Origin of the sequence: Streptomyces sp. CC228A (assembly GCF_021390935.1) — a bacterium.
Lineage (GTDB): Bacteria > Actinomycetota > Actinomycetes > Streptomycetales > Streptomycetaceae > Streptomyces.
Genome location: NZ_JAJPUI010000002.1, coordinates 456,288 through 476,941, shown reverse-complemented (window position 1 = coordinate 476,941; position 20,654 = coordinate 456,288). Strand labels below are relative to the sequence as shown.

19 protein-coding genes and 1 pseudogene are annotated in these 20,654 nt (G+C 76.2%); 7 read left to right on the top strand and 13 right to left on the bottom strand.

Annotation, left to right across the window (positions count from 1 at the left end):
* Positions 1-83: 83 nt before the first annotated feature.
* Entirely contained in the window at positions 84-587 is a 504-nt protein-coding gene (locus tag L6E17_RS07500) for a MarR family winged helix-turn-helix transcriptional regulator (RefSeq protein WP_374109025.1), read from the top strand.
* Positions 588-794: 207 nt separating this feature from the next.
* Here the strand turns inward: L6E17_RS07500 and L6E17_RS07495 are convergent, their stop codons facing one another.
* A complete protein-coding gene (locus tag L6E17_RS07495; RefSeq protein WP_236239975.1) occupies positions 795-1,577 on the bottom strand; it encodes a protein phosphatase 2C domain-containing protein in 783 nt (260 codons plus the stop codon).
* A 463-nt stretch (positions 1,578-2,040) separates the two neighbouring features.
* Here L6E17_RS07495 and L6E17_RS07490 point away from each other — a divergent pair, with 463 nt between their 5' ends.
* The 6 genes from L6E17_RS07490 (at position 2,041) to L6E17_RS07465 (ending at position 8,341) form a co-directional block, all read left to right on the top strand.
* The gene (locus L6E17_RS07490; protein WP_236239974.1) at positions 2,041-4,326 is read left to right on the top strand and encodes a nitrate- and nitrite sensing domain-containing protein; all 2,286 of its coding nucleotides are present in this window, start codon (positions 2,041-2,043) and stop codon (positions 4,324-4,326) included.
* Between the two features lie 621 nt (positions 4,327-4,947).
* Positions 4,948-5,439 carry a hypothetical protein gene (locus L6E17_RS07485; protein WP_236239973.1) on the top strand — a complete coding sequence of 164 codons (492 nt, stop codon included), beginning with the start codon at positions 4,948-4,950 and terminating at the stop codon, positions 5,437-5,439.
* Positions 5,436-5,960 (top strand): roadblock/LC7 domain-containing protein, encoded by a 525-nt coding sequence (locus L6E17_RS07480; protein ID WP_236239972.1) that lies wholly within the window; start codon positions 5,436-5,438, stop codon positions 5,958-5,960. Before L6E17_RS07485 ends, L6E17_RS07480 begins: the two co-directional genes overlap by 4 nt.
* Positions 5,957-6,382 (top strand): DUF742 domain-containing protein, encoded by a 426-nt coding sequence (locus L6E17_RS07475; protein WP_236239971.1) that lies wholly within the window; start codon positions 5,957-5,959, stop codon positions 6,380-6,382. The genes L6E17_RS07480 and L6E17_RS07475 overlap by 4 nt, the downstream gene beginning before the upstream one ends.
* Positions 6,363-7,031 (top strand): ATP/GTP-binding protein, encoded by a 669-nt coding sequence (locus L6E17_RS07470; RefSeq protein WP_236239970.1) that lies wholly within the window; start codon positions 6,363-6,365, stop codon positions 7,029-7,031. The genes L6E17_RS07475 and L6E17_RS07470 overlap by 20 nt, the downstream gene beginning before the upstream one ends.
* 59 nt (positions 7,032-7,090) lie before the next feature.
* Complete coding sequence (locus L6E17_RS07465; protein ID WP_236239969.1) at positions 7,091-8,341, top strand: styrene monooxygenase/indole monooxygenase family protein; 1,251 nt, start codon at positions 7,091-7,093, stop codon at positions 8,339-8,341.
* Here L6E17_RS07465 and L6E17_RS07460 read toward each other — a convergent pair.
* The 12 genes and pseudogenes from L6E17_RS07460 to L6E17_RS07405 form a co-directional block, all read right to left on the bottom strand.
* Entirely contained in the window at positions 8,256-9,140 is an 885-nt protein-coding gene (locus tag L6E17_RS07460) for a hypothetical protein (protein ID WP_236239968.1), read from the bottom strand. The genes L6E17_RS07465 and L6E17_RS07460 overlap by 86 nt on opposite strands.
* Positions 9,125-9,304, bottom strand: a complete 180-nt coding sequence (locus L6E17_RS07455; protein WP_236239967.1) for a hypothetical protein — start codon at positions 9,302-9,304, stop codon at positions 9,125-9,127. The genes L6E17_RS07460 and L6E17_RS07455 overlap by 16 nt, the downstream gene beginning before the upstream one ends.
* 367 nt (positions 9,305-9,671) lie before the next feature.
* The gene (locus L6E17_RS07450) at positions 9,672-9,932 is read right to left on the bottom strand and encodes a hypothetical protein (protein ID WP_071266308.1); all 261 of its coding nucleotides are present in this window, start codon (positions 9,930-9,932) and stop codon (positions 9,672-9,674) included.
* A gap of 11 nt (positions 9,933-9,943) precedes the next feature.
* Complete coding sequence (locus L6E17_RS07445; protein WP_236239966.1) at positions 9,944-10,678, bottom strand: TetR/AcrR family transcriptional regulator; 735 nt, start codon at positions 10,676-10,678, stop codon at positions 9,944-9,946.
* A gap of 68 nt (positions 10,679-10,746) precedes the next feature.
* A complete protein-coding gene (locus L6E17_RS07440; protein ID WP_236239965.1) occupies positions 10,747-11,682 on the bottom strand; it encodes a diiron oxygenase in 936 nt (311 codons plus the stop codon).
* Between the two features lie 142 nt (positions 11,683-11,824).
* Entirely contained in the window at positions 11,825-12,331 is a 507-nt protein-coding gene (locus tag L6E17_RS07435) for a DUF3291 domain-containing protein (RefSeq protein ID WP_236239964.1), read from the bottom strand.
* A 34-nt stretch (positions 12,332-12,365) separates the two neighbouring features.
* Complete coding sequence (locus L6E17_RS07430) at positions 12,366-13,838, bottom strand: penicillin-binding transpeptidase domain-containing protein (protein ID WP_236239963.1); 1,473 nt, start codon at positions 13,836-13,838, stop codon at positions 12,366-12,368.
* 210 nt (positions 13,839-14,048) lie between these two features.
* A pseudogene (locus L6E17_RS07425) lies at positions 14,049-15,375 on the bottom strand (FtsW/RodA/SpoVE family cell cycle protein); the annotation flags it as partial.
* 271 nt (positions 15,376-15,646) lie between these two features.
* Positions 15,647-17,068 (bottom strand): HAMP domain-containing sensor histidine kinase, encoded by a 1,422-nt coding sequence (locus L6E17_RS07420; RefSeq protein ID WP_236239962.1) that lies wholly within the window; start codon positions 17,066-17,068, stop codon positions 15,647-15,649.
* Positions 17,065-17,865 carry a hypothetical protein gene (locus L6E17_RS07415; protein ID WP_308315840.1) on the bottom strand — a complete coding sequence of 267 codons (801 nt, stop codon included), beginning with the start codon at positions 17,863-17,865 and terminating at the stop codon, positions 17,065-17,067. The genes L6E17_RS07420 and L6E17_RS07415 overlap by 4 nt, the downstream gene beginning before the upstream one ends.
* 229 nt (positions 17,866-18,094) lie before the next feature.
* Positions 18,095-18,469 (bottom strand): hypothetical protein, encoded by a 375-nt coding sequence (locus tag L6E17_RS07410; RefSeq protein WP_236239961.1) that lies wholly within the window; start codon positions 18,467-18,469, stop codon positions 18,095-18,097.
* The gene (locus tag L6E17_RS07405; RefSeq protein ID WP_236239960.1) at positions 18,439-20,499 is read right to left on the bottom strand and encodes a HEAT repeat domain-containing protein; all 2,061 of its coding nucleotides are present in this window, start codon (positions 20,497-20,499) and stop codon (positions 18,439-18,441) included. The genes L6E17_RS07410 and L6E17_RS07405 overlap by 31 nt, the downstream gene beginning before the upstream one ends.
* Positions 20,500-20,654: the final 155 nt, after the last annotated feature.

Sequence of the window (20,654 nt, the reverse complement as noted above, 5' to 3'; positions counted from 1 at the left end):
GCGATCCGTCCGGCGCCCCTGCGCCATACTGGCCCGGCCGCGGAGCCTCCGCGGCGGAGAGGACAGGCGTGAGGGGTACGGACGTGGGCGGCAGCGGCACGGGGCAGGACCCGGACGGCCCGGAGGGCGCCGGCGGGGGCGGTGCCGGCGGCGACGAGGCGTACCTCGCCCTCGAACGCGAACTCGCCGTGTTCCTGCGCCGCGCCCGCGCCCAGTCGGGCGAACTGGCCCGCGAGGTCCACCCGGACCTGGAGCCCGCCGCGTACGGACTGCTCGTCCGGCTCGACGAGGCGGGGGAGCAGCGGGCCACCGAGCTCGCCGGCTACTTCGGCGTCGGCCGGGCGACGATGAGCCGCCAACTGCGCGGCCTGGAGGACCTGGGGCTGATCGCCCGCACGCCCGACCCCGCCGACGGCCGCGCTTCCCTGGTGCGCCTCACCGACGAGGGCCGAGCCCGCTTCCGGCAGGTCAGGGACGGCCGCCGCGCCCGGTACGTGCGCAAGCTGGCCGACTGGGACCGCGCCGAGGTGGCCGAGCTCGCCCGGCTGCTGCACCAGCTCAACACCCGGGCCGAGGCACGCGACTGAGCCGTGCCGCCCGCGGCCGGGCGCGCCCACCGGGGCCCACCGCAGCCCGGCCCCGCCGATCAGGACCGCCGCCGCGACACCGCCCGGCACCGCCCGCGGCCCGGCATGACCGCCGCAGCACCGCGGCCGCCCGCGCGTCACGGCCGCCGCCGTCGCACCACCGCGGCCGGCCGCCCCGTCACCGCGCCGCCCGCAGCACCGCAGCCGTCAGAGCTCCGCGAAGACCGCCGTGGCGTCGTCGTGGAGCTTCCACCGGCGGCTGCCGCCCGCGCCCGCCTCATGCCGCTCCAGGGTCCTGACCCGGTGCAGGAGGCCCCGCGTTCCCTCCTTCCGGAGCACCCGGAAGCAGTCCCGCCAGTCGCCCTCGCCGAACAACTCCACCCAGCGGGACGCCCCGTCGGTGAGGGCGGCCAGCGCGCGCACCTCCTTCCGGGGCGACACCCCCGTCACGGCGCGCCGCGCCACACCGGGATCGGCCGCGGCCGTGAAGAAGCCGCCCTCCGCGTTGCGCCACCGGTCGGTGGCCTCGTGGGAGCGCAGCACCTCACGCGGAACGCGGTCCAGCCGGTCGTCCCGTACCGCGCGCACCGCGCCCGCCGGGGACTCCAGCAGGAGCACCGAGTCCGACAGGACCAGATGCTCCACGCGCTGCGCGTCCCAGCGGGCCGCGACCACCGTCGCCTGGGGCGTGCGGATATGAGAAAGATCACAGGTCGACCGGTGGGAGTCCGCGGTGCGCCGGATTGCCTCCGCCAGGATCTCCGCGAGCGTCAACTCGCCGCGCGAAGCGCACAGTCCGGTCAGCGCACCTCCGAGGCGGGCCGTGAACCACGGCACACCGTGCACACAACCGTCATCCCCCGCCGGGGGAGTCACCCCGTCCAGCACGACCACCGCGCCGCCCCCACCCGGCGTCGGAACTGCCGTGGCAGACCAGTCCTCGTTGGGGCGGTCGGCCGCGCCGGGCAGCGAAGCGGATTCCGCGTACATGCGCCCCAGTCTGCATGACTCCTCCACACCGCGCACCGCACTCCGCGAATGGCCTGTACCAGCAGGTCAGTCGGGTCGGCGGCGCACCCGGGCAGGCACCGGCGCCCGGGCCGCCACCGGGCACGGGCACATGCGGGCGGGCATCCTGCCAAAGCCTTCGCGGAAGGTCCAACCCGGCGCCGCGCGCGACGCGTCACGCGCGGCCACGCGAGTTGTTCGCCAACTCAGGAGTGTTGTTCACTCGTTCGGGTGGCGGAGTGGCCGATGGGTGCTCCCTTCCCAAAAGGGCTGGAATGGTCGGAAGCCGTGCTGGGGGTGGGGGCTCTATGTCCGTGACCGGTCGCCACCTCTGCTTCATGGGCTAACGAGTTCAAGAATGTGAGCACCGGTGCAGAAGCGCAGTGACACTCCCGGCGATCCCCATGTTCCGGGCGGCCGCAGCGTACGCGTACGAAACCGGCTGGTGGCCGGTGTCGCACTCGTCGGCGTCACCGTCGTCGGCGCCGGGGCACCCGGTCTGCTCGCCACCGCGGCCGACCTGAACGAATCGCAGGGACTGGTCACGTTCGCCCAGCTCAACCGGCAGGCCGTCACCCTGGCCCACTCCCTGGCGGACGAGCGGGACGAGGTCACCCAGTACGTCGCCGCCGGGCGCGGCGCCCCGCGCGACACGGACGCCGGCGCCGGAAGCGGCGGCACGGGCAGCGACGGCACCGCCGACGGCGGCGCCGGGAGCGGCACGGACCAGGACCGCAGCGCCCGCGGAACCCGGCCGCCCGCCGCCCACACCGCCCGCGTCGACCGCCAGATCGACGAGATCCGCGCCGCCGCCCCCGAGGACCTCCGGCGGGTCCTCGCCGGCATCCCCGAACTCCGCCGCAGCGCCCTCACCGGCACCGGCACCGCCCTGGAAGTGCACCGCGCGTACACCGAGGTCATCGGCAAGCTCCAGGGACTCGCCGCGGAGTTCGCCCACCGCACGCCCGCCCGCGCCGACACCACCGGGCGCGCCCCCGCGGAACTGGGCCAGGCCACCGAACGCGCCGCCGCCACGCGCGGGCTGCTGCTCGCCGCCCTGGCCGTGCCCGGCACCGACGCCCCGGACCGCGTCGAGTTCGACCCGGTCACCGGCACCTACCGCACCCGTGAGGACCCGGCGGCCGTCGCCGCCGCCCGCGACCGCGACGCGCTCAGCTCCGCCGCGCACCTCACCCGCGTCCGCGAGCAGGTCGCCCTCGCCGAGTTCGACCAGGAGGCCGACACCGCCGCACGCGAGTCGCTCAGCGCCACGGTCACCGGCCCGGAGGTCACGGCCGCCGAGAAGTACCTCGACGCCCTCACCGACCGCCCCGAGCTGTCGGAGAAGGAGCAGCGGACCGACCCGGAGGAACTGGAGGCCGCCCTCACCGCCCGCGTCGAGCAGATGCGCGGCGTGGAGTCGGCCCTCGCCACCGGCCGCGTCGAAAGCATGGAGCGGCTGCGTGACGCCGACGTCACGACCCTCGAACTGCGCATCGCCCTGCTCGGCGGCTGCCTGCTGGTCGCGATCGGCGTGTCCACGGCGGTCGCCCGCTCCCTCACCCGGCCGCTCGCCGTGCTCCGCCTCGGCGCCGCCCGGCTCGCGGCGTCCCCGGAGACCGAGGAACCCGTCCGCTTCACCGGCCGCAACGACGAGTTCGCCCAGGTCGTCCGGTCCCTGAACACCCTCCACGGCAAGGTCGCCGCCCTCGCCGCCCGCGCCGAGCGCCCCGGCACCCCGGCCACGCGGCAGGACGCCCCCGTACCGGGGGACGGGCCCGTACCCGGCGACGTACCCGTCCAGGCGGGAGCGGCCGAGCCGGCCCCGCAGGGCGCCGCAGCGGCCGGGCAGCCCGCCGGAGCCCGGCAGGACGCGGCGGACGCGGCCGCGGAAGCCGAGCGCGAGGCGCTCGCCGCCCAGCTCACCGCCCTGCGCGCCGAGGTGCGCGCGGACACCGAGCGGCTCACCGCCGAACTGGAGCGCCTGCGCCGCACCGCCGACGAGACGGCCGCGACCTCGGTCAACCTCTCCCTGCGGGCCCTCGGGCTCGTCGAGCGCCAACTGACCGTGATCGAGGCCCTGGAGGAGCGCGAGCAGGACCCCGAGCGCCTGGCCTCCCTCTTCCAGCTCGACCACATGGCGACCGTCATGCGGAGGCACTGCGAGAACCTGCTCATCCTCTCCGGGCACGAGCACCGCCACGCCCACGAGGTCCCCGTGCCGCTGGTCGACGTCCTGCGGGCCGCGGTCAGCGAGATCGAGCAGTACGGGCGGGTGGCCATCCAGTCGCTGCCCCCGCACACGTTCGTCTCGGGAGACGCCGCGGACGACCTCAGCCACCTGCTGGCCGAACTGCTGGAGAACGCCACCGCGTTCTCCCCGGAGGGCGCGCGCGTCCAGCTGTCCGCCTGGCTGCTGGAGGACGGCGACGTCATGCTGTCCGTGCGGGACAAGGGCGCCGGCATCCCGCTGGACCGCAGGTCCCTGCTGAACGCCCGGCTCGCTGAGCCGTCCGCCCCCGGCGACGCCGCGGACGACGGGGCCGACGGCGGACTGGGCCTCCGGGTCGCCTCCCTGCTGGCCGCCCGCCACGGCGTGCGGGTGGAGCTCCGCGAGGACGAGCAGGGCGGGGCGACGGCGCTGGTGGTCCTGCCGCGGCGCCTCCTGCCCGACGCCGCCCCCTGGCCGCCCCACCCGCGGTCGCCCTCGCGGAGGGCGCGCCCCTGCTGACCCTGCCCGGCACCATCGCCGAGGCGAACGGGAACACGCTGCCGACCCGGTCGCGCCCCGCCGCGGCCGAGGGCGAGCACACCGGCGACGCCGGCGGCCCGCGGGGCGACGGAGCCGCCGCCGGCACGGCTGAGGCCGCCGCCGGCACGGCCGCGGCGCCGGCGTCCCAGCCGGAGGCGGGACAGCACCCGCACCCGGAGCCCGAGGCGTACCCGGACGGCGAGTCGCGGACGGATTCCCGTCCGCTGGTGGACGCCGAGCCGCTGCCGCACCCTGAGCCGCCCGGCAGTCGGGCGGCACCACCGCGCACGACGACCACGAGGGCTCGGCGGAACCGGCGCGCACCCCTCAGGGCGCCGCGCCGGGGGCGTCCGCCGAGACCCCGGACGCCCACGGCAGTGAGGAGGCCGGTTCCTCCACCGGAACCCCGGCCCCCGCCCCCGCCGACCGGACCCCGCCGTCGGACGGCCCCGCCGCTCTCGGCACGGCCGACGCGGCCGACGCGGCCGACGCGGCCGACGCCCGGGCCGCCACGCGTCCACGGCACCGCCCGAGCCCGCGGGACACGGCGACCACGTCGAGGACCCTGGGCACGTCGAGGACCCTGGGCACGTCGAGCCCATGGAGCCCGTCGACCCCGCGGGAAGCGGCGAGCACGCCCGGCCCGCCGGCAGCACCGAGCACGCCGCCACCACCGACCCCACCGGGCACGTCAGGAACACGCAGCCCACCGGGCACGGGCAGCACTCCGCGGCCGTCGAGGACGACGGGCACGCCTTCGACGGCGGCGACGCCGCAGAGGTCCCCGAGGCCACCCTCCAGGTGCGGCTGCCCGCCCCCGCAGAAGCACACGAGCGTGCGGACTCCGACCCCGCGCCCGCCTGGGAGCGCGTCACCGGCAAGGGGCTGCCCAAGCGCACGCCCCGCCAGGTCGACTCCCTGGCCCCGCGGCCCGAGCGCACGGGTGCGGTCGACGCCGAGGAACTGCGCCGCAGGCTCGGCGGGTTCCAGCGGGGCTCCGAGGACGGCCGGCGCGCCGCCCGCGCGGAGCTCACCGACGTGGCAGAAGAGAAGGCACCAGGAACGGGCACAGTCGAGGAGGCACGCAAGTGAGTGCGACGACCGGCACCGACGCCCACGGGGCGAGCAGATCCACCGGCCTGAGCAGCGAGGCGCGCAACCTCCGCTGGCTGCTCGGCAGCCTCGTGGAGGAGGTACCGGGCATCCGCTCGGTCGCCGTCGTCTCCTCGGACGGGCTGCTCCTGCTCTCCTCCGACCCCGCGCCGCCCGCGCCGCCGCCCGAGACCGTGCCGCCGCAGCGGGGGCGGACCCCGCGCGGCTCCAGCGCCGACCTCGCCACCATCGTGTCCGGGCTCGCCAGCCTCACCATCGGTGCCGCCCACCTCATGGACGGCGGGGCGGTGCGGCAGACCATCGTCGCCATGGAGCAGAGCAGCGTCGTCGTCATGTCGATCAGCGACGGCTCCCTCCTCGGCGTCCACACGGAACCCGACTGCGACATGGGTGCCGTCGCGTACCACATGGCGCTCTTCGTGGGGCGCGCAGGGCACGTCCTGACCCCCGAACTCCGCAGCGAGCTGCGGGAGTCGATGGAGCAGGAGGCCGACCGGTGACCTCGCTGTCCGCCTTCCCCGCCGGCGCCGCGGCCGCCGGGCGCCTCCCGGTACGGGGCGAGGGCCGCCGCGCGGCCCGCGTCCGCCCGTACTCGCTCACCGGCGGCCGTACGCGCTTCGGCCACGTCCTGCTCGTCGAGACCTTCGTCGCCGCCCAGGACGGACCGGAGCCCGCCGCCGCGTCCGCCGCCCCGCGAGCGCGGTCCATGCCCGAGATGCGGGCCATCGTCGAGGTGTGCCGCCGGATGCGGACCGTCGCCGAGATCTCCGCGCTGCTCAGGATGCCCCTCGGTGTCGTCCGGGTGCTCATCAGCGACCTCGCCGACCAGGGCAAGCTCCGTGTGTACGGGACCGGGCACGGCACCGGCCGGCCCGACCGCGCGCTGTTGGAAAGGGTGCTCAGTGGTCTTCGCCGTCTCTGATCCGCCGTCCGGTCCGCTCCCGCCCGAGGAGGAGCCGCCGGCCTGGCAGCTCGACCGCACCCGGGCACCGATAGCCACCAAGATCGTCGTCGCGGGCGGTTTCGGCGTGGGCAAGACCACGCTGGTCGGCGCGGTCTCCGAAATCACCCCGCTGCGCACCGAGGCGCTGATGACGCAGGCGGGCGCCGGCACGGACGACGCCTCCGCGACGCCCGACAAGGTCACCACCACCGTGGCCATGGACTTCGGGCGGATCACCCTCGACGACGACCTGGTGCTGTACGTCTTCGGCACCCCCGGTCAGCGGCGCTTCTGGTTCATGTGGGACGACCTGGTGCGCGGGGCGATCGGGGCGATCGTCCTGGTCGACACCCGGCGGCTGGCCGACTGCTTCCCGGCCCTCGACTACTTCGAGACCTGCGGGCTGCCGTACATCGTGGCCGTCAACCACTTCGAGGGCACGGAGCGCTTCGCACCGGAGGACGTACGGGAGGCCCTCAGCATCCCGGCCGACGTGCCGGTCGTGGTGATGGACGCCCGGGACCGCGGCTCGGTCGTCGGGACGCTGCTGACGCTGGTGACCCGCGCCCGCGACACGACGCCCGAGGAGCACCCGGCGGGGGCGCCCGCGCCGGCGGGCCGGCCGTAGCACCCGAACGACCCCAGCACCACCGGCCGGAGCGCCGAAACGGAACCGAAGGAAGAGCGATGCGCAAGATACTCATCGTCGGCGCAGGCCAGTCCGGACTGCAGCTGGCCCTGGGGCTCCAGGAGCGCGGCTACGACATCACCCTGATGGCGAACCGCACCGCCGACGAGATCCGCTCCGGGCGTGTCATGTCCACGCAGTGCATGTTCGCCACGGCGCTGGGGCACGAGCGGGACCTCGGCATCAACTTCTGGGAGCCGCTGGCCCCGCGCATCGAAGGGCTCGGCGTCTCCGTCGCCGCCCCCGGCGGCGCCGGCCGCGCCGGCCGTGCCGTCGACTGGCTGGGCCGCCTCGACGGGTACGCCCAGTCCGTCGACCAGCGCGTCAAGATGTCCGGCTGGCTCGACACCTTCGTGCAGCGCGGCGGCCAGCTCGTCGTGCACGGCGCCGCCCTCTCCGACCTGGACTACTTCTCGCGGCTCTACGACCTCGTCCTCGTCGCCGCGGGCAAGGGCGAGCTGGTGTCGCTGTTCGCACGCGACGCCGGCCGCTCCCCGTACCGCGAACCGCAGCGCGCGCTGGCCGTGTCGTACGTGCACGGGCTGGGTCCCCGCCCCGAGCACCCGGACACCGAGGCGGTCCGCTGCAACGTGGTGCCCGGGGTGGGCGAGCTGTTCGTGATGCCGGCGCTCACGACCGGCGGGCGCGCGGACATCCTGTTCTGGGAGGGCGTGCCCGGCGGGCCGATCGACGTGTTCGACGGCGTCACCGACCCGGGTGAGCACCTGGCGCTCACGCTGGAGCTGATGGAGCGGTTCACCCCCTGGGAGTACGCGCGGGCCACCAACGTCGAGCTGACCGACGCGGGCGCCACCCTCGCCGGGCGCTACGCCCCCACCGTGCGCGAGCCGGTCGGCCGACTGCCCGGCGGCGGGGCCGTCCTCGGCGTCGCGGACGTGGTCGTCGCCAACGACCCGGTCACCGGCCAGGGCGCCAACTCCGCGGCCAAGTGCGCCGCCGCGTACCTCGACGCGATCGTCGCGCACGGCGACCGGCCCTTCGACGAGGCGTGGATGCAGGCGACGTTCGACCGCTACTGGGAGACGGCGCGGCACGTCACCAAGTGGACGAACGCGATGCTCGGCCCCCTGCCGGAGCACGCCGTGCAGCTGCTCGGCGCGGCCGGGCAGCTCCCGCGGGTGGCCGACCGCTTCGCCAACGGCTTCAACGACCCGTCGGACTTCGAGCACTACTTCTACGACCCCGCCGCCACGGCGGCCTATCTGGAGTCGGCGGCGGCCGGCGCCTGACCCGCCGGCGGTCCGGGCGCGGCCGACGCGGCTCCGGGGACGGGGGCCGCGCACCGGGGCGCGAGGCCGTGTGCCGCCCGCCGCGCCGCCGGCTCAGGAGAGATCCGCGGCACCCGCCCCCGTGCCGGGACCCGCCCCCGCGGGCCCGTCCGCTCCGGTACCCGGCACGTCCGCCTCCGCCTCCGGGGCGGAGGGGGAACGCCGACGGACCCGTCCGGCCCGGTACCCGGCACGTCCGCCTCCGGTTCCAGGGCGGAGGGGGAACGCCGACGGGGGCGTCGGCGCGGGACGCCTCCAGCTCCGCGAGGGCGGCCAGTTCGCCGGGGGGCAGCGCCGCCAGGATCCCCGCGGCCTCCAGCAGCCGGAGCCGGGCCGTGTCGCGGGCCTGGCGCTGGCGCGCCAGCAGCGTCTGCCGCCGGTCGAGGTCCTTGCGGGCGGCGCCCGCCAGGGCGTCCGCCCGCCGCTCCGCCCGCGCGGAGCGGGCCACCGCCGCGGCCTCCACCGCGGCCGCGCGCCGCAGCGTCCGGTCCCCGTCGAGGGCCGCCCGGGCGTCCCGGGCGAACAGCAGCCGCAGCGGCAGCGGCAGCGCGGGCGCCCGGCCCCGGTACTGGGCGCGGGCGAACCGCCCGGCGTCCGCGCGGGCGCGGGCCGCCGCGTCCCGCGCCCCGGCCAGTTCGGCCGTCAGCCGCCGGGTCCGCGCGGTGAGCGCCGTCAGCTCCTCCTCCGCTGCGTCGTACGCCTCCGTCGCCGCCTCGGCGTCCCGGTACAGGCCCTGCAACCGGGTCAGCAGGGCCGCCACGCCCGGCGCGCCGGGGCGGGCGAAGAGGGCGGCGCCTCCGACGCACCCGCGGCCGGCGAGCTCAGGGGCGCCGGTTCCTCCGCGGCCGCCGCCCGCGGTACGGGGACCAGCGCGGCGGCGGCCACCGCCACCGCCGCCGCGACCGCCTTCGTGCGGAACGCCATGCCGTCACCTCCGGGGCTCTGGGGCACACCGGGATGATGGCGGCGGTGCCTGCCGTCCGATCAGAGGCTCATCCGACGAATGGGCGTTTCGGCCCAACGCCGTCACCGGCAGGGGGAACGGCGGGGCGCCGCAGGACGGAGCACCCTCGGCACCCGCCACCGCCGGCCGGCCGGACCGGGCGGCCGCGCGCCAGGACCGGGCGCGGGACGCGGTCACGGGGCACGGCCGCGGAAGGGCGGCACGCAGGCGCGCGACCCGGCGGGCGGCGCCCCGCGCGGCATCCGGGGCGCGGCGGGGCGGGCCGTCGGGCAGCCGCCGGCCTCGGGCGAAGGGCCCGTCAAAGGGCCTCCAGGCGGCCGCGCGGGGTCACTTCGACCAGGGCCACGTGAGGGTGCGGCGCTCCCGGCCGGCGGGCTCGTACGTGTACTTCCAGCCGCGCTGGAGCCCGAGGCGGCGGGTGTGGCCCGCGGGCACGCGGCGGTACGCGTACACGGTGGGCGGGCCGCCGTCCTCGTCGGGGACGGGGACCTCGTACCACTTGGGCGGGTGGCCGGTCATGCCGGTGAGGACGGGCAGGACGCGCCCGTCCAGCGGGCCGCCGTGGAAGGGGGTGTTCTCGCTGTGCACGAGAACCAGTGTCACAGCAGGTGGCCGGCCTCGCCCACGACGGGCAGCACACGGCGGGCCAGCGTGCCGGCCGGCCCGTCCGGCGCCTCCAGTGCCAGCAGGCCGCGCAGCACCCCCGCGGTCTGCGGGTCGGTCGCGGCGGTCGCGGCGAGCAGCGCCATCAGGTGGTCGACGAGCCAGGCACGCAGCTCCCCGGCCGGCGGGTTCTTGCCCTCGTCGAGCCAGATGAGCGAGGCGGCCTCGACGGACGCGATCCAGGTGCGCACCATCATGCGCAGCCGCGGCCCCGGCTCGGGAACGTCCAGGTGGACGAGGATCTGCTCGGCGGCGGCCCGCCGCACCTCGTCGACGATCGCCGTCGTCCGGGAGGTCTCGGCGACGCTGCCGCCCTGCAGCAGGGCGCTGAACCCGGCGTCGTGCTCGTCGACGAACGCGAGGTAGCGGTCGAGGACGCGGGCGAGCCGGTCGGTGGGCGGCCCCGCGGACGGCTCCGCGAAGCAGCGCTCCAGCCGGTCCGCGGCGGAGCGCAGGGCCGCCTCGTACAGCTGCTGCTTGCCGCCGGGGAAGTAGCGGTAGACGAGCGGCCGCGACACCCCCGCGGCCTCGGCGACCTCGTCCAGCGAGACGTCCTCGGGCGCGTGGTGCGCGAAGAGGGTCAGGGCGGCGGCGAGCAGTTGCGAGCGCCGCTCCTCGACGCTGAGCCGTCGGTACGCGGGCGGCCGGGCGGGCGTGGCGGCACTCGTCATACGGGCAGCCTAACGCCGCGCTCCCGGCTCCGGCCCGCCCCGGCGGGTCCCGGGGCGGGCCGGGGCGGTTACGCCAGCAGGCCCGAGCTCTGCCACAGGCGGCGGCCCGGGCCGCGCAGGACGCCGATGTCGTCCAGGAAGTCCGTGAGCCGCTTCGCGCCGCTCTGCATGACCTCCCTGCGGTGGCCGCTGGCCCTGACCTGGGCGACGGCCTCGCGGCGGTCCAGGCCCACGTTCTCGTACACCTGCGGGTTGATGAAGCACACCGAGAAGACCTTCGCGGCCTGGCCGCAGCTGAGCCGGGTGAACTCCTGCTCCCAGCGCGGCGCCGTCACCATCTGGCGGCGCAGTTCCTCGCGGGCGTACCGGACGTGCCGTGCCTCCTCCACCACGTGGATGCGGGTCACGCCGCGCACCAGCGGCTGGATCCGCTCGTCGGGGAACGTCAGCCGCTGCATCCAGTCGAGGATCTCCTCGCCCAGCAGGGTCGCCGCGAACGAGCCCGGCGTGGTGGACACCGTCTTCAGGACGCGCGCCATGTTGTGGTAGAGCCGCGGCACCGGGTACGCGGGGGCGCCGCCCCGCTGGATCATGCGGGCGAACATCATCGAGTGGCGGCACTCGTCCGCGATCTCGGTGAGCGCGTAGCGGACGTGATTGCTGGTCACCGACTTGTCGTAGATGTGCCGGACCAGCAGCTGCATCAGGATGATCTCGAACCAGATGCCCAGTGAGGCGAGGGAGGCCGCCTCGTGCCGGGCCAGGTCCATCCGCTGCTCCTCGGACATCCTGTGCCACAGGGGTGTGTCGTAGAGCGACACGAGCTCCGGGGGCCAGAACCACTTGCCCTCCTCGAAGGGGGCGTCCCAGTCCAGCTCCTTGTCGGGGTCAAAGGAGTGCTTCGCGGAGGACTCCAGGAGCCGTGCGGCGACCTGTTCGCGGTCCCGCAGCGGGCCCAGCGCGTCGCGCAGCAGACGCAGATCGGGTTCGGACACGGTCGTCATGGGTGCGGCCACCTCGCGTTCGGGACGTTCGGGACGTCTCGGGTGCCGAGGACCCGAGGCTTCACCCTTATGAGACTCGGTGTCAGCAAGCCCGTCAATCCCTCCGGCGGGACTTGTTGACGCCGAGTCTTGTCCCCGGTCGTCAGACGGCGTCGGGCGCGTGCACCGCCTCGGGCTGCGGCTGCGGCTGCGCGGCCCCCGGCGGGAAGCTCCTGCGCAGGTCGAAGGCGTACGGCGTCGGCCCGTGGGCCCGCAGGTGCAGCAGCCGCTCCTCCGCCTCCGCCACGGTCGGGCGATGGCCCGCCTCGACCCACCACAGCGTGGTCATGGCCTCCTTGACCCGCTCGAAGAACTCGTGGCGGCGGGACAGCAGCTCGCGGTGCTGCCCCTGGTACATGAAGGCCGCCAGGGCGTTCGCGTCCCGCCACACGGACAGGTTGACGATCAGCCACTCGTCGCCGAAGGCGTAGACGTCCGTGGAGTTGCCCGCGTCGTTCTTCAGCCGCCACACGAAGCCGTCCGCCGCCTCGGCGACCGCGTTGACCGGGTCGAGCGCGTCCACGAAGTCCTTCAACTCCGGTGAGTCCAGCGGGTGTTTCAGTCGGGCTATGTTCACCTGGGCCAGTTCGAAGGCGGTGTCGAGTGTCATGGGGCGCACCCTAAGCACCCGCACCCGCGCCGGCTCAGCCCTTTCCGTCCAGTGAGACGGCCGCCTCCATCACCGCGCGGGCGATCGGCGCCGCGCTGCCGCCGCCGCTGATCTCCTCCCGGCGGGCCGCCGCGTCCTCCACGACCACCGCCACCGCCACCGCGGGCCGGGCCGCGCCCTCGGCCCGCGCCCAGCCGATGAACCAGGCGTACGGCGTGCCGTGGTTGCCCACGCCGTGCTGCGCGGTACCGGTCTTGCCGCCGACCTCCGCACCCTCGATGGCCGCGTTGCCGCCCGAGCCCCGCTCCACCACGTCCACCATCAGCTTCCGCAGCCGCAGGGCCGTCGACGGCGTCATCGCGCGGCCGTAGCTGCGCCGCATGGTCTGGCGGACCAGGCCGCCGTCCGCCGTCGTGGTGGAGTCGACGAGGTACGGGTGCGCCACGTCGCCGCCGTTCGCGACGGCCGCCGCGACCATCGCCATCTGGAGCGGCGTCGCCTTCGTGTCGTACTGGCCGATGGAGGACAGCGCCAGCTGGTCCGGGGACATGCCCGTGTCGACGTTGGAGCGCGCCACGCGGGAGGGGATGCGCAGGTCCGGGTCGTTGAAGCCGAACGACCGCGCCGTCTCCAGCATCCGCCGCTCGCCCGTCCTGACCCCCAGCGCCGCCATCACCGTGTTGCACGACCAGCGGATGGCGTAGGCGAGCGAGGCGTCCGCGCAGCCGGTGGCGGCGTTCGGCAGCGCCGTCCGGGTGCCCGGCAGCACGTACGGATCGGGGACGCCCGTCGGCGCGTCCACGTCCGTGACGACCCCCGCGTCCAGGGCCGCCGCCGCCGTCACGATCTTGAACGTGGAGCCCGGCGGGTACGTCTCGTGGAGCGCCCGGTTCAGCATGGGCCGGGTCGCCGCCGTGTTGAGCCGCGCCCAGGCCGTGGCCGCCTCGCTGCCCGTACCGGACAGCAGGCCCGGCTCGTACGAGGGGCTCGACACCAGCGCCAGGACGCGGCCGCTCGACGGCTCGACCGCCGCCACCGCCCCCCGGCGGCCCGCGAGGCTGCGGAACGCCGCCTGCTGGAGGGCGCCCCTGATGGTGGTGGCGACGTTGCCGGCGGGGCGGCGGGTGGTGCGGCTGACGTCGCTCCACAGGGGGAGCGGGGCGAGCAGCGGACTGGTCCCGGACAGCAGGGCGTCCTCGGCGTCCTCGATCAGCGTCGTGCCGTACGTCTGGGAGGCGTAGCCGGTCACCGGCGCGTACAGCGGGCCGTCGGTGTAGGTGCGTTCGTAGCGCAGGATCTCGCCGGTGTCCTTGGAGCCGGTGACCGGCTGCCCGTCGACGAGGATGTTGCCGCGCGGCGCGGCGTAGCGGGCGAGCACGGGGCGGCGGTTGCCCGGGTTGCCGTCCAGCCGGTCCGCTTCGAAGACCTGCACGCGGGCCGCGTTGACCAGCAGGGCGACGAGCAGGACGAGGCAGAGGGCGGCGGCCCGCCGGATGCATCTGGTCAACGGGCTTCCTTTCGCGGTACGGCGGCGTCCGGGGGCGCCGGCCCGGATCCGGCGGCCCGCGCACCCGGGCCGCCGCCGGTGCCGGTGCCGGCGCCCGGCCCGGTGTCGGCGTGGGTGGGGGTGCGCGGGCGGCGGGGGCACCGCCGCCGGGGTCCGCGGGGGCGTCGGCGTCGGTGAGGGTGGCCGGGCCCGGGGCGAGGGGGCCGCCGCGCGGGTCGCGGGCGGAGTCGCTGAGCCGGATCAGCAGCGCCACCATGATCCAGTTGGTGACCACGGACGAGCCGCCCTGCGCCAGGAACGGCATCGCCATCCCGGTCAGCGGGATCAGCCCCATCACCCCGCCGGCGATGACGAAGACCTGGAGCGCCAGGATGGAGGCGAGCCCGATCGCCAGCAGCCTGCCGAAGGGGTCCCGCAGCGCGAGCCCCGAGCGGTAGCCGCGGGCGACCAGCAGCGCGTAGAGCAGGAAGAGCGCCGTCAGCCCGGCGAGCCCCAGTTCCTCGCCCGCCGTCGCCAGGATGAAGTCCGACTTCGCGGCGAAGCCGATGAGCGAGGAATGCCCGAGCCCCAGACCCGATCCGAACATCCCGCCCGCGGCGAACGCGAACAGCGACTGCGCGAGCTGCCCGGGCCCCTGGCCCGCCTCGATCGACGCGAAGGGGTGCAGCCAGTCCGCCACCCGGCTGTTGACGTGCGGCTCCAGGGACCCGACGGCGTACGCCCCGGCGGCGGCCAGCAGCAGGCCGAGCGCGATCCAGCCGGTTCGCCCGGTCGCCACGTACAGCATGATCACGAACAGTCCGAAGAACAGCAGCGACGTGCCCAGGTCCCGTTCGAGGACGAGCACGCCCACGCTGGTCAGCCACACCGCGACGACCGGTCCCAGCACCCGTCCGGCCGGCAGCCGCGTGCCGAGGAGCCCGCGGCCGCCGCTGCGCGCGAGCACCGAGGCGTTCGCCGCCAGGTACGCCGCGAAGAACACCGCGAGGAGGATCTTCGCGAACTCGCCCGGCTGGAAGGACAGGCCGCCCAGCCGGATCCAGATGCGCGCGCCGTTCACGGCGGGGAAGAAGATCGGCAGGATCAGCAGGGTCAGCGCGGCGGCCACTGACACGTACGCGTACCGCTGTAGCAGCCGGTGGTCCCGCACGCACACCACGACCACCGCGAACAGCGCCACACCGAGCGCCGACCAGACGAGCTGGGTGGGCGCCGCCCGGTCGGCAGGGGTCTCCAGGTCCAGGCGGTAGATGAGGACCAGGCCCAGACCGTTGAGGAGCACCGCGATCGGCAGCAGCAGCGGATCGGCGTACGGGGCGCACAGCCGCACCGCCAGGTGCGCGAGCAGCGCCAGCAGGCCGAGCCCCGCTCCGTACCCAGCGACGTCGGGCGGGACGGCACCGCTGTGGGCGAGACCGACGTCGGCGTAGCCGAGCACCGAGCACAGGACAGCGCAGACGAGCAGGGACAGCTCCACCCCGCGCCGCTTGGCGAGCGGCACCGGAGGAGGGGAGGGGTCCGATGTCGCTGCGGTCATGCACCGCAACGTAGCAAGATATGTGAAATATGTCCTTTATGGCGGTGCGGGCCCGCTCAAGTGGCGTGCACACCGGCCTGACGCGCCCCGCCGCGCACCCCGCGCCGCTGTCCGCCGTGCCGACGGTTCGTCAGCCGGGCCGGCGGGCCCCACCGCCGTGCCGACGGTCCGTCAGCCCGACCTGAGGCCCGCGGTGCCGGACGGGCCCCACCCGCGGCCGCCGGTGCCCGGCAGGCTCCCGGTGGCGCGGCGGCTTCCGTGCGCCGGAGGCTCACGCCGTCTCCGGGGGCCCCGGAGGCTGCGGTCCGTCCCCGGTCCCGGTGGGCTCCGCGGACTCCGGCGGGCCGCCCGCGTCGCCTGGACCGCCGGGCGCGTCGGCGTCGGCGGCCCGCGGATCCGGGCCGGCCGCCCGCTCGCCCTCCGGCTCCTCGGTGAGGTCCACGTACTCCGGCAGCGTCAGCCGCGCCAGCGCGCCCCCGTCCGGGGCGTTCCCGAACCGCAACTCCCCGCCGATCGCCGCCGCCTGGCCCTTCGCGATGGTCAGCCCCAGCCCGTGCCCCTTGCTGCCGCTCTCCGTACGGAACCGCTGCGGGCCGTGCTCCAGCAGGTACGCCGGAAAGCCCGGCCCGTGGTCCCGGATCGTCACCACCGGCCCCTCGACGGTCAGTTCGACCGGCGGGGCGCCGTGCAGGTGCGCGTTCGCCAGCAGGTTCCCGAGCACCCGTTCCAGCCGCCGCTGGTCCGTCTCGACACGGGCGTCCCGGACGATCCGCACCCGCGTCCCCGCCGCGCCGGACGCCCCGGAGGCCCGCACCACCCGCTCGGCCAGCGGCCCCAGCGCGTACACGTCCAGGTCCACCGCCTCACTGCGGGTGTCGAGCCGGGAGATCTCCAGCAGGTCCTCCGTCAGCGCCCGCATCGCCCGCACCCGGTCCCGCACCAGCTCCGCGGGACGCCCCGGCGGCAGCAGCTCGGCCGCCGCCGACAGGCCCGTCAGCGGCGTGCGCAACTCGTGCGCCACGTCCGCGGTGAAGCGCTGCTCGCTGAGCAGCTTGCCCTGCAGCGACGACGCCATCGTGTCGAGCGCGCCCGACACCGTCGCCACCTCGTCCAGCGGCCGCGAAGGATCCTTCGTCCGCGGGTCGTTCACCCGGGCGTCCAGGTCCCCGGCGCTGATCCGCCGCGCCACCTGGGCGGTCAGGTGCAGCCGCCGGGTCACCCGCGTCACCGCGAACCAGCCGACCACAAGCGTCGCCCCGATCGCCAGCACCGACGAGCCGAGGATCGCCTGGTCGAGGCCGCTGATCGTGCGGGCGCTCAGCGAGTAGTCCACCCGCACGGCCAGGGCGCGCCCGTCCGCGGGACCCGCCGCCCACATCGTCGGCCGGCCCCGGTGGTCGGCCACCATCGTGCCCCGGCTGCCGCGGGCCGCCAGGTCCCGCAGCGCCGAGGGCAGTCCCTCCGGGTCCACGCCCGCATACGGCGGCAGCGGCCCGCCCGCCTCGTACGTCCGGGTCACCTCCTCCAGGCGGTCCAGCGCCTTCTCCCGGGAGGTGTCCACGGTCTGCCGGGTCACCGAGACGTGGACCAGCGCGCCCAGCAGCGCCGCAAGGGCGCAGCACATCAGCGTGATGAAGACGGCGGCCTTCCACGTCAGGGTCGCCGTCCAGGCCGGTCGGCGGGGTGCGCTCACCGGGCGCTCCTCTGCGGCTCGGGTTCGGGTTCGCCCCCGGGCGGGGCCGCCGGGCCGGGTCCGCTCGCGGAGCCGCCGTCCGGCTGCGGCGCCTGCGCCGGAGGGCTGGGTTTGACCCGGACGATCTCGTCGCGGGCCGGCAGCATGGTGCCCTGCTGCCCGTCCCACGACCAGGCCGTGCGGTACTCGTAGCCGGGGATCCCCGCGGACACCGAGCGCAGGATGAGGTCCCGGCCCGCCAGCTCCACGCTGACGATCTGGTCCACGGTCGACATGACGCGGACCAGCCCGCCGTCCGGCCCCGGCATGTAGCACCGCACCGCCACGAGCTGCTCCGGCAGGCGCACGCCCACGATGAGTTCGTCCTTCCCGTCGCCGGTGAGGTCGCGGTAGTACGGCTTGAGGACCGGGCAGTCCCCGGGCTCGGCGGCGCACGCCCGGATGCGCTCGGCGGTCTCCTCGTACATGCCGTCCGCCCCGGTGTACGTGTCCGGGTTCGCGTCGAGCTCGGCCCGCAGCACCCTGATCGGGTCCACCCGGTGCACGTCCCCGCCCGGCACCTCGATCCCCGGCACGGCCTCGGTGTCGTTCTCGCCGTAGTCGTGCGGCGGCGCCGTGACCGGGGGCAGGTCCGGCCAGAGCCGGACCGGACCCACGGCCGTGGGCGTGGCGCCCGCGCTCTGCAGCCCCCCGGCGTCACCGCACCCCGCCGCCAGCGGGAGCAGCAGGAAGGGGACCGCCGCGAGCGGCAGCAGACGGGCCGCGTACGCGGACAGGCGGCGGCGGTGCGGGGTCACGGTGCTCCTGGTGCTTCTGACGACGGCTGCGGCGGCGGCCGTGTCGACACCTTATGCGCCGGACGTCCCTTCGCCCGCTCCTCCCGCACCGCAGCGCGTACACCGTAGGCGGGGCGTGTCGCGACCGTGCGGCGGCCGTGTAACAGCGGGCCGTAGCCCACCCCGCGGTCCTGTCACGGCGCACGTCCTGTCACGGCGTACGGGCCGGGGCGCGCGCCGCCGGAGCGGCTCAGGGCGCGGTGTCGCCGCCGTCCGGGCCCAGGGCCTGCCGGCACAGGGCGAGGAGCCGTTCGTCGTCGTGGATGTCGTGGTCGCTGCCGCCGACGAGGCCCGCCGAGGCGTTGTGGCGGCGGGCACGGGCCAGCTCTGCCCGCAGCAGCGGCACCATGGCGGCCCCGTCCTCCCCGTCCGCCCCGAGCGGGCCCAGCTCCGCCAGGAACTCGGCGACCCGCAGCCGGGTGTGCCGGTTCTCCCGCCAGGCCGCCGCCAGCACCGGCGACACCTCGCCCAGGCCGCCCGTCACCCGGCCGAGCGCCACCGCCGCGTCCACCCGGAGCCACACGTCCCGCGCCGTCAGGCAGGCCCGCAGCTCCGGCGCCGCCACGGCCGCGGCGCCGCCGAACGCGCCCAGGGCCCCGGCGGCCGACCGCCGGCTGAGCGCGTCCCCGGCCAGCAGCAGCGCCCGCAGCCTCGGCAGCACCGCGCGGGCGTCGCCGCCCTCCACCGCCCACAGGGCGCGGGCCGCAGCGGCGGCCATCCCCGCCGACGGGTCGTCCAGCAGCCTGCGCAGGTCGGGCGCCGCCTCCCGCGCCGCCGGCCCGAACGACGCCAGCGCCCGCAGCGCCGACTCCAGCACCCACTCCCGGCGGAACACCGGCGCGCCCCGCAGCACCCGCAGCACCTCGGGCAGCGCCTCCACGGCCCGCAGCCGCGCCAGCGCCAGCAGCAGCGGACCGCACCGCTCGCCCAGGTCGTCGTCCAGCGGCAGCGCCCCCAGCCGGCGGCGCAGCGCAGGCGCCAGCGGCGCGCCCCCTCCTCCAGGTGCGGGATCGCGTACAGCAGCCTGCCGTGCGGCTCCGGCTCCTCCAGGGCCCGGGCCAGCGCCGGCACCGCACGGGCGTCGCCCGCCCGGGTCAGCGCCAGCAGGGCCCGCGCCGCACCGGGACGGCCGCCCTCCCACTCCGGAACCCACGGTGCGGGCTCCGCCCCGACCCGCGCGGCCAGCGCGTCGGCGGCCGGCGCCGCCAGGGCGAACAGGTCCTCCAGCCAGCTCGCGGCCGCCGCCCGCAGCCGCGGGTCCGGGGTGTCGAGCTGCGCCCCGACCAGCCGCACCACCTCGCCGTAGCCGCCCCGCCAGGTGCGGACCAGGCTGCCGCACATCCACACCGCGTCGGTCCGCTGCGCGGTGTCGGGGCTGCGGAGCTGGGCGGTGATCAGCGCGATGCGGTCGTCGACCCGGTCGTCGAGGGCGCCGTGCAGGGTCCGCAGCAGGTCGTCGGCCCAGGCCGTGCCCCGTCCCGCACGCTGCTCCTCGCGCAGCTCCCGGAGCTGCCCGACAAGGGTGGGCGCCGCGGGCCGCAGGTCCCCGGCGGCTTCCGGCGCGCTGACCGGAGCGATCGGTTCCCGTACGCCGGGCGCGGTTCGCGAGTTGGCCGAATCCCACGGGGTCGCGGAGGCGTTGTACCCCGCAAGGGTTGCGCTGCCGAACCCGGACGGCATAACGGAACCACCCGCCCCAGCCGTACCACCGCTCCCCGCCGTACCGCCCCCGGCCGCCCCGCCGGCGCCCCCCGCCGCGCCGGCGCCCGCTCCGGGGCCGTCCACTCCCGCCGGGCACGCCCCGGCCGCGCCGCCCGCGCAGGACGGTCCGCATCCGCCCTGGTGCGCGCCCTCCGGCAGCTGCCGCAGCTCCGCCAGCAGCCCGATGACCGTCACCGCCACGTCCCGGGGCAGCAGCGCGGGTGCGCACCGGGCCAACTGGGCCAGCGCCGCCAGCCGCAGCGCCGGGTCCTGGGCCGCGCCGGACAGCCAGCCCAGCCAGCCCGCGGTCTCCCCGCGCAGCGACTCGTACCGCAGCGCGATCCGCCCCACCGCCTCGACCAGCGCGAGCCGCACCTCCGGGTCCAGCTCGACCGTCAGCCGCTCCCGCAGCAGGTCCAGGACGCGCGCCGGGTCGCCGTGCAGCGAGGCGAGCGCGCCCGGCGCGGCCAGCCGCACCTCGCGGTCCTCGTCGCCGACCAGCCCCAGGAAGACGTCGGCGCCCGCGGCCACCGCCGCCGCGGCCATCGCGTAGTTCGCGGCGTCCTCGAACTCCTCGCAGTCCGGGTCGAGTTCCTGCATCTCGTCGTCGCCCGACAGGTCGATGCCGCCGATGCTGGCGAGCAACTCCACGACGCAGCCGCGGTCCTGGACCTCCGGGCAGGCGACGAGCTCCAGCAGGAACGGGATGCAGGCCAGCGTGGAGTCGTACACGTCGCCCTGGTGGTGGACGGTGCCGTACATCCCGTCGAGGGCCTGCTCGCGCTCCGCCGGATCCGCGGAGGCGAGCCCGCGCAGCAGCGCAGGCACGTCGTCGGCCGGGCCGTAGGCATGACCCAGCGAGGCCCAGTCGACCTCGTCGATCCCCGTGAACATGCCTTCCCTCCCCGTGAACACTGCACTTGGGGGCAATAGTGCACCACACCGGGGACGCCGATGCCCCGGCAATCGGACACGCCTGGGACACGCCTCGGCCACATCTCCGGCCACATCTCCGACCACATCTCCGAGCGCCTCCCCCGACCGGCCCC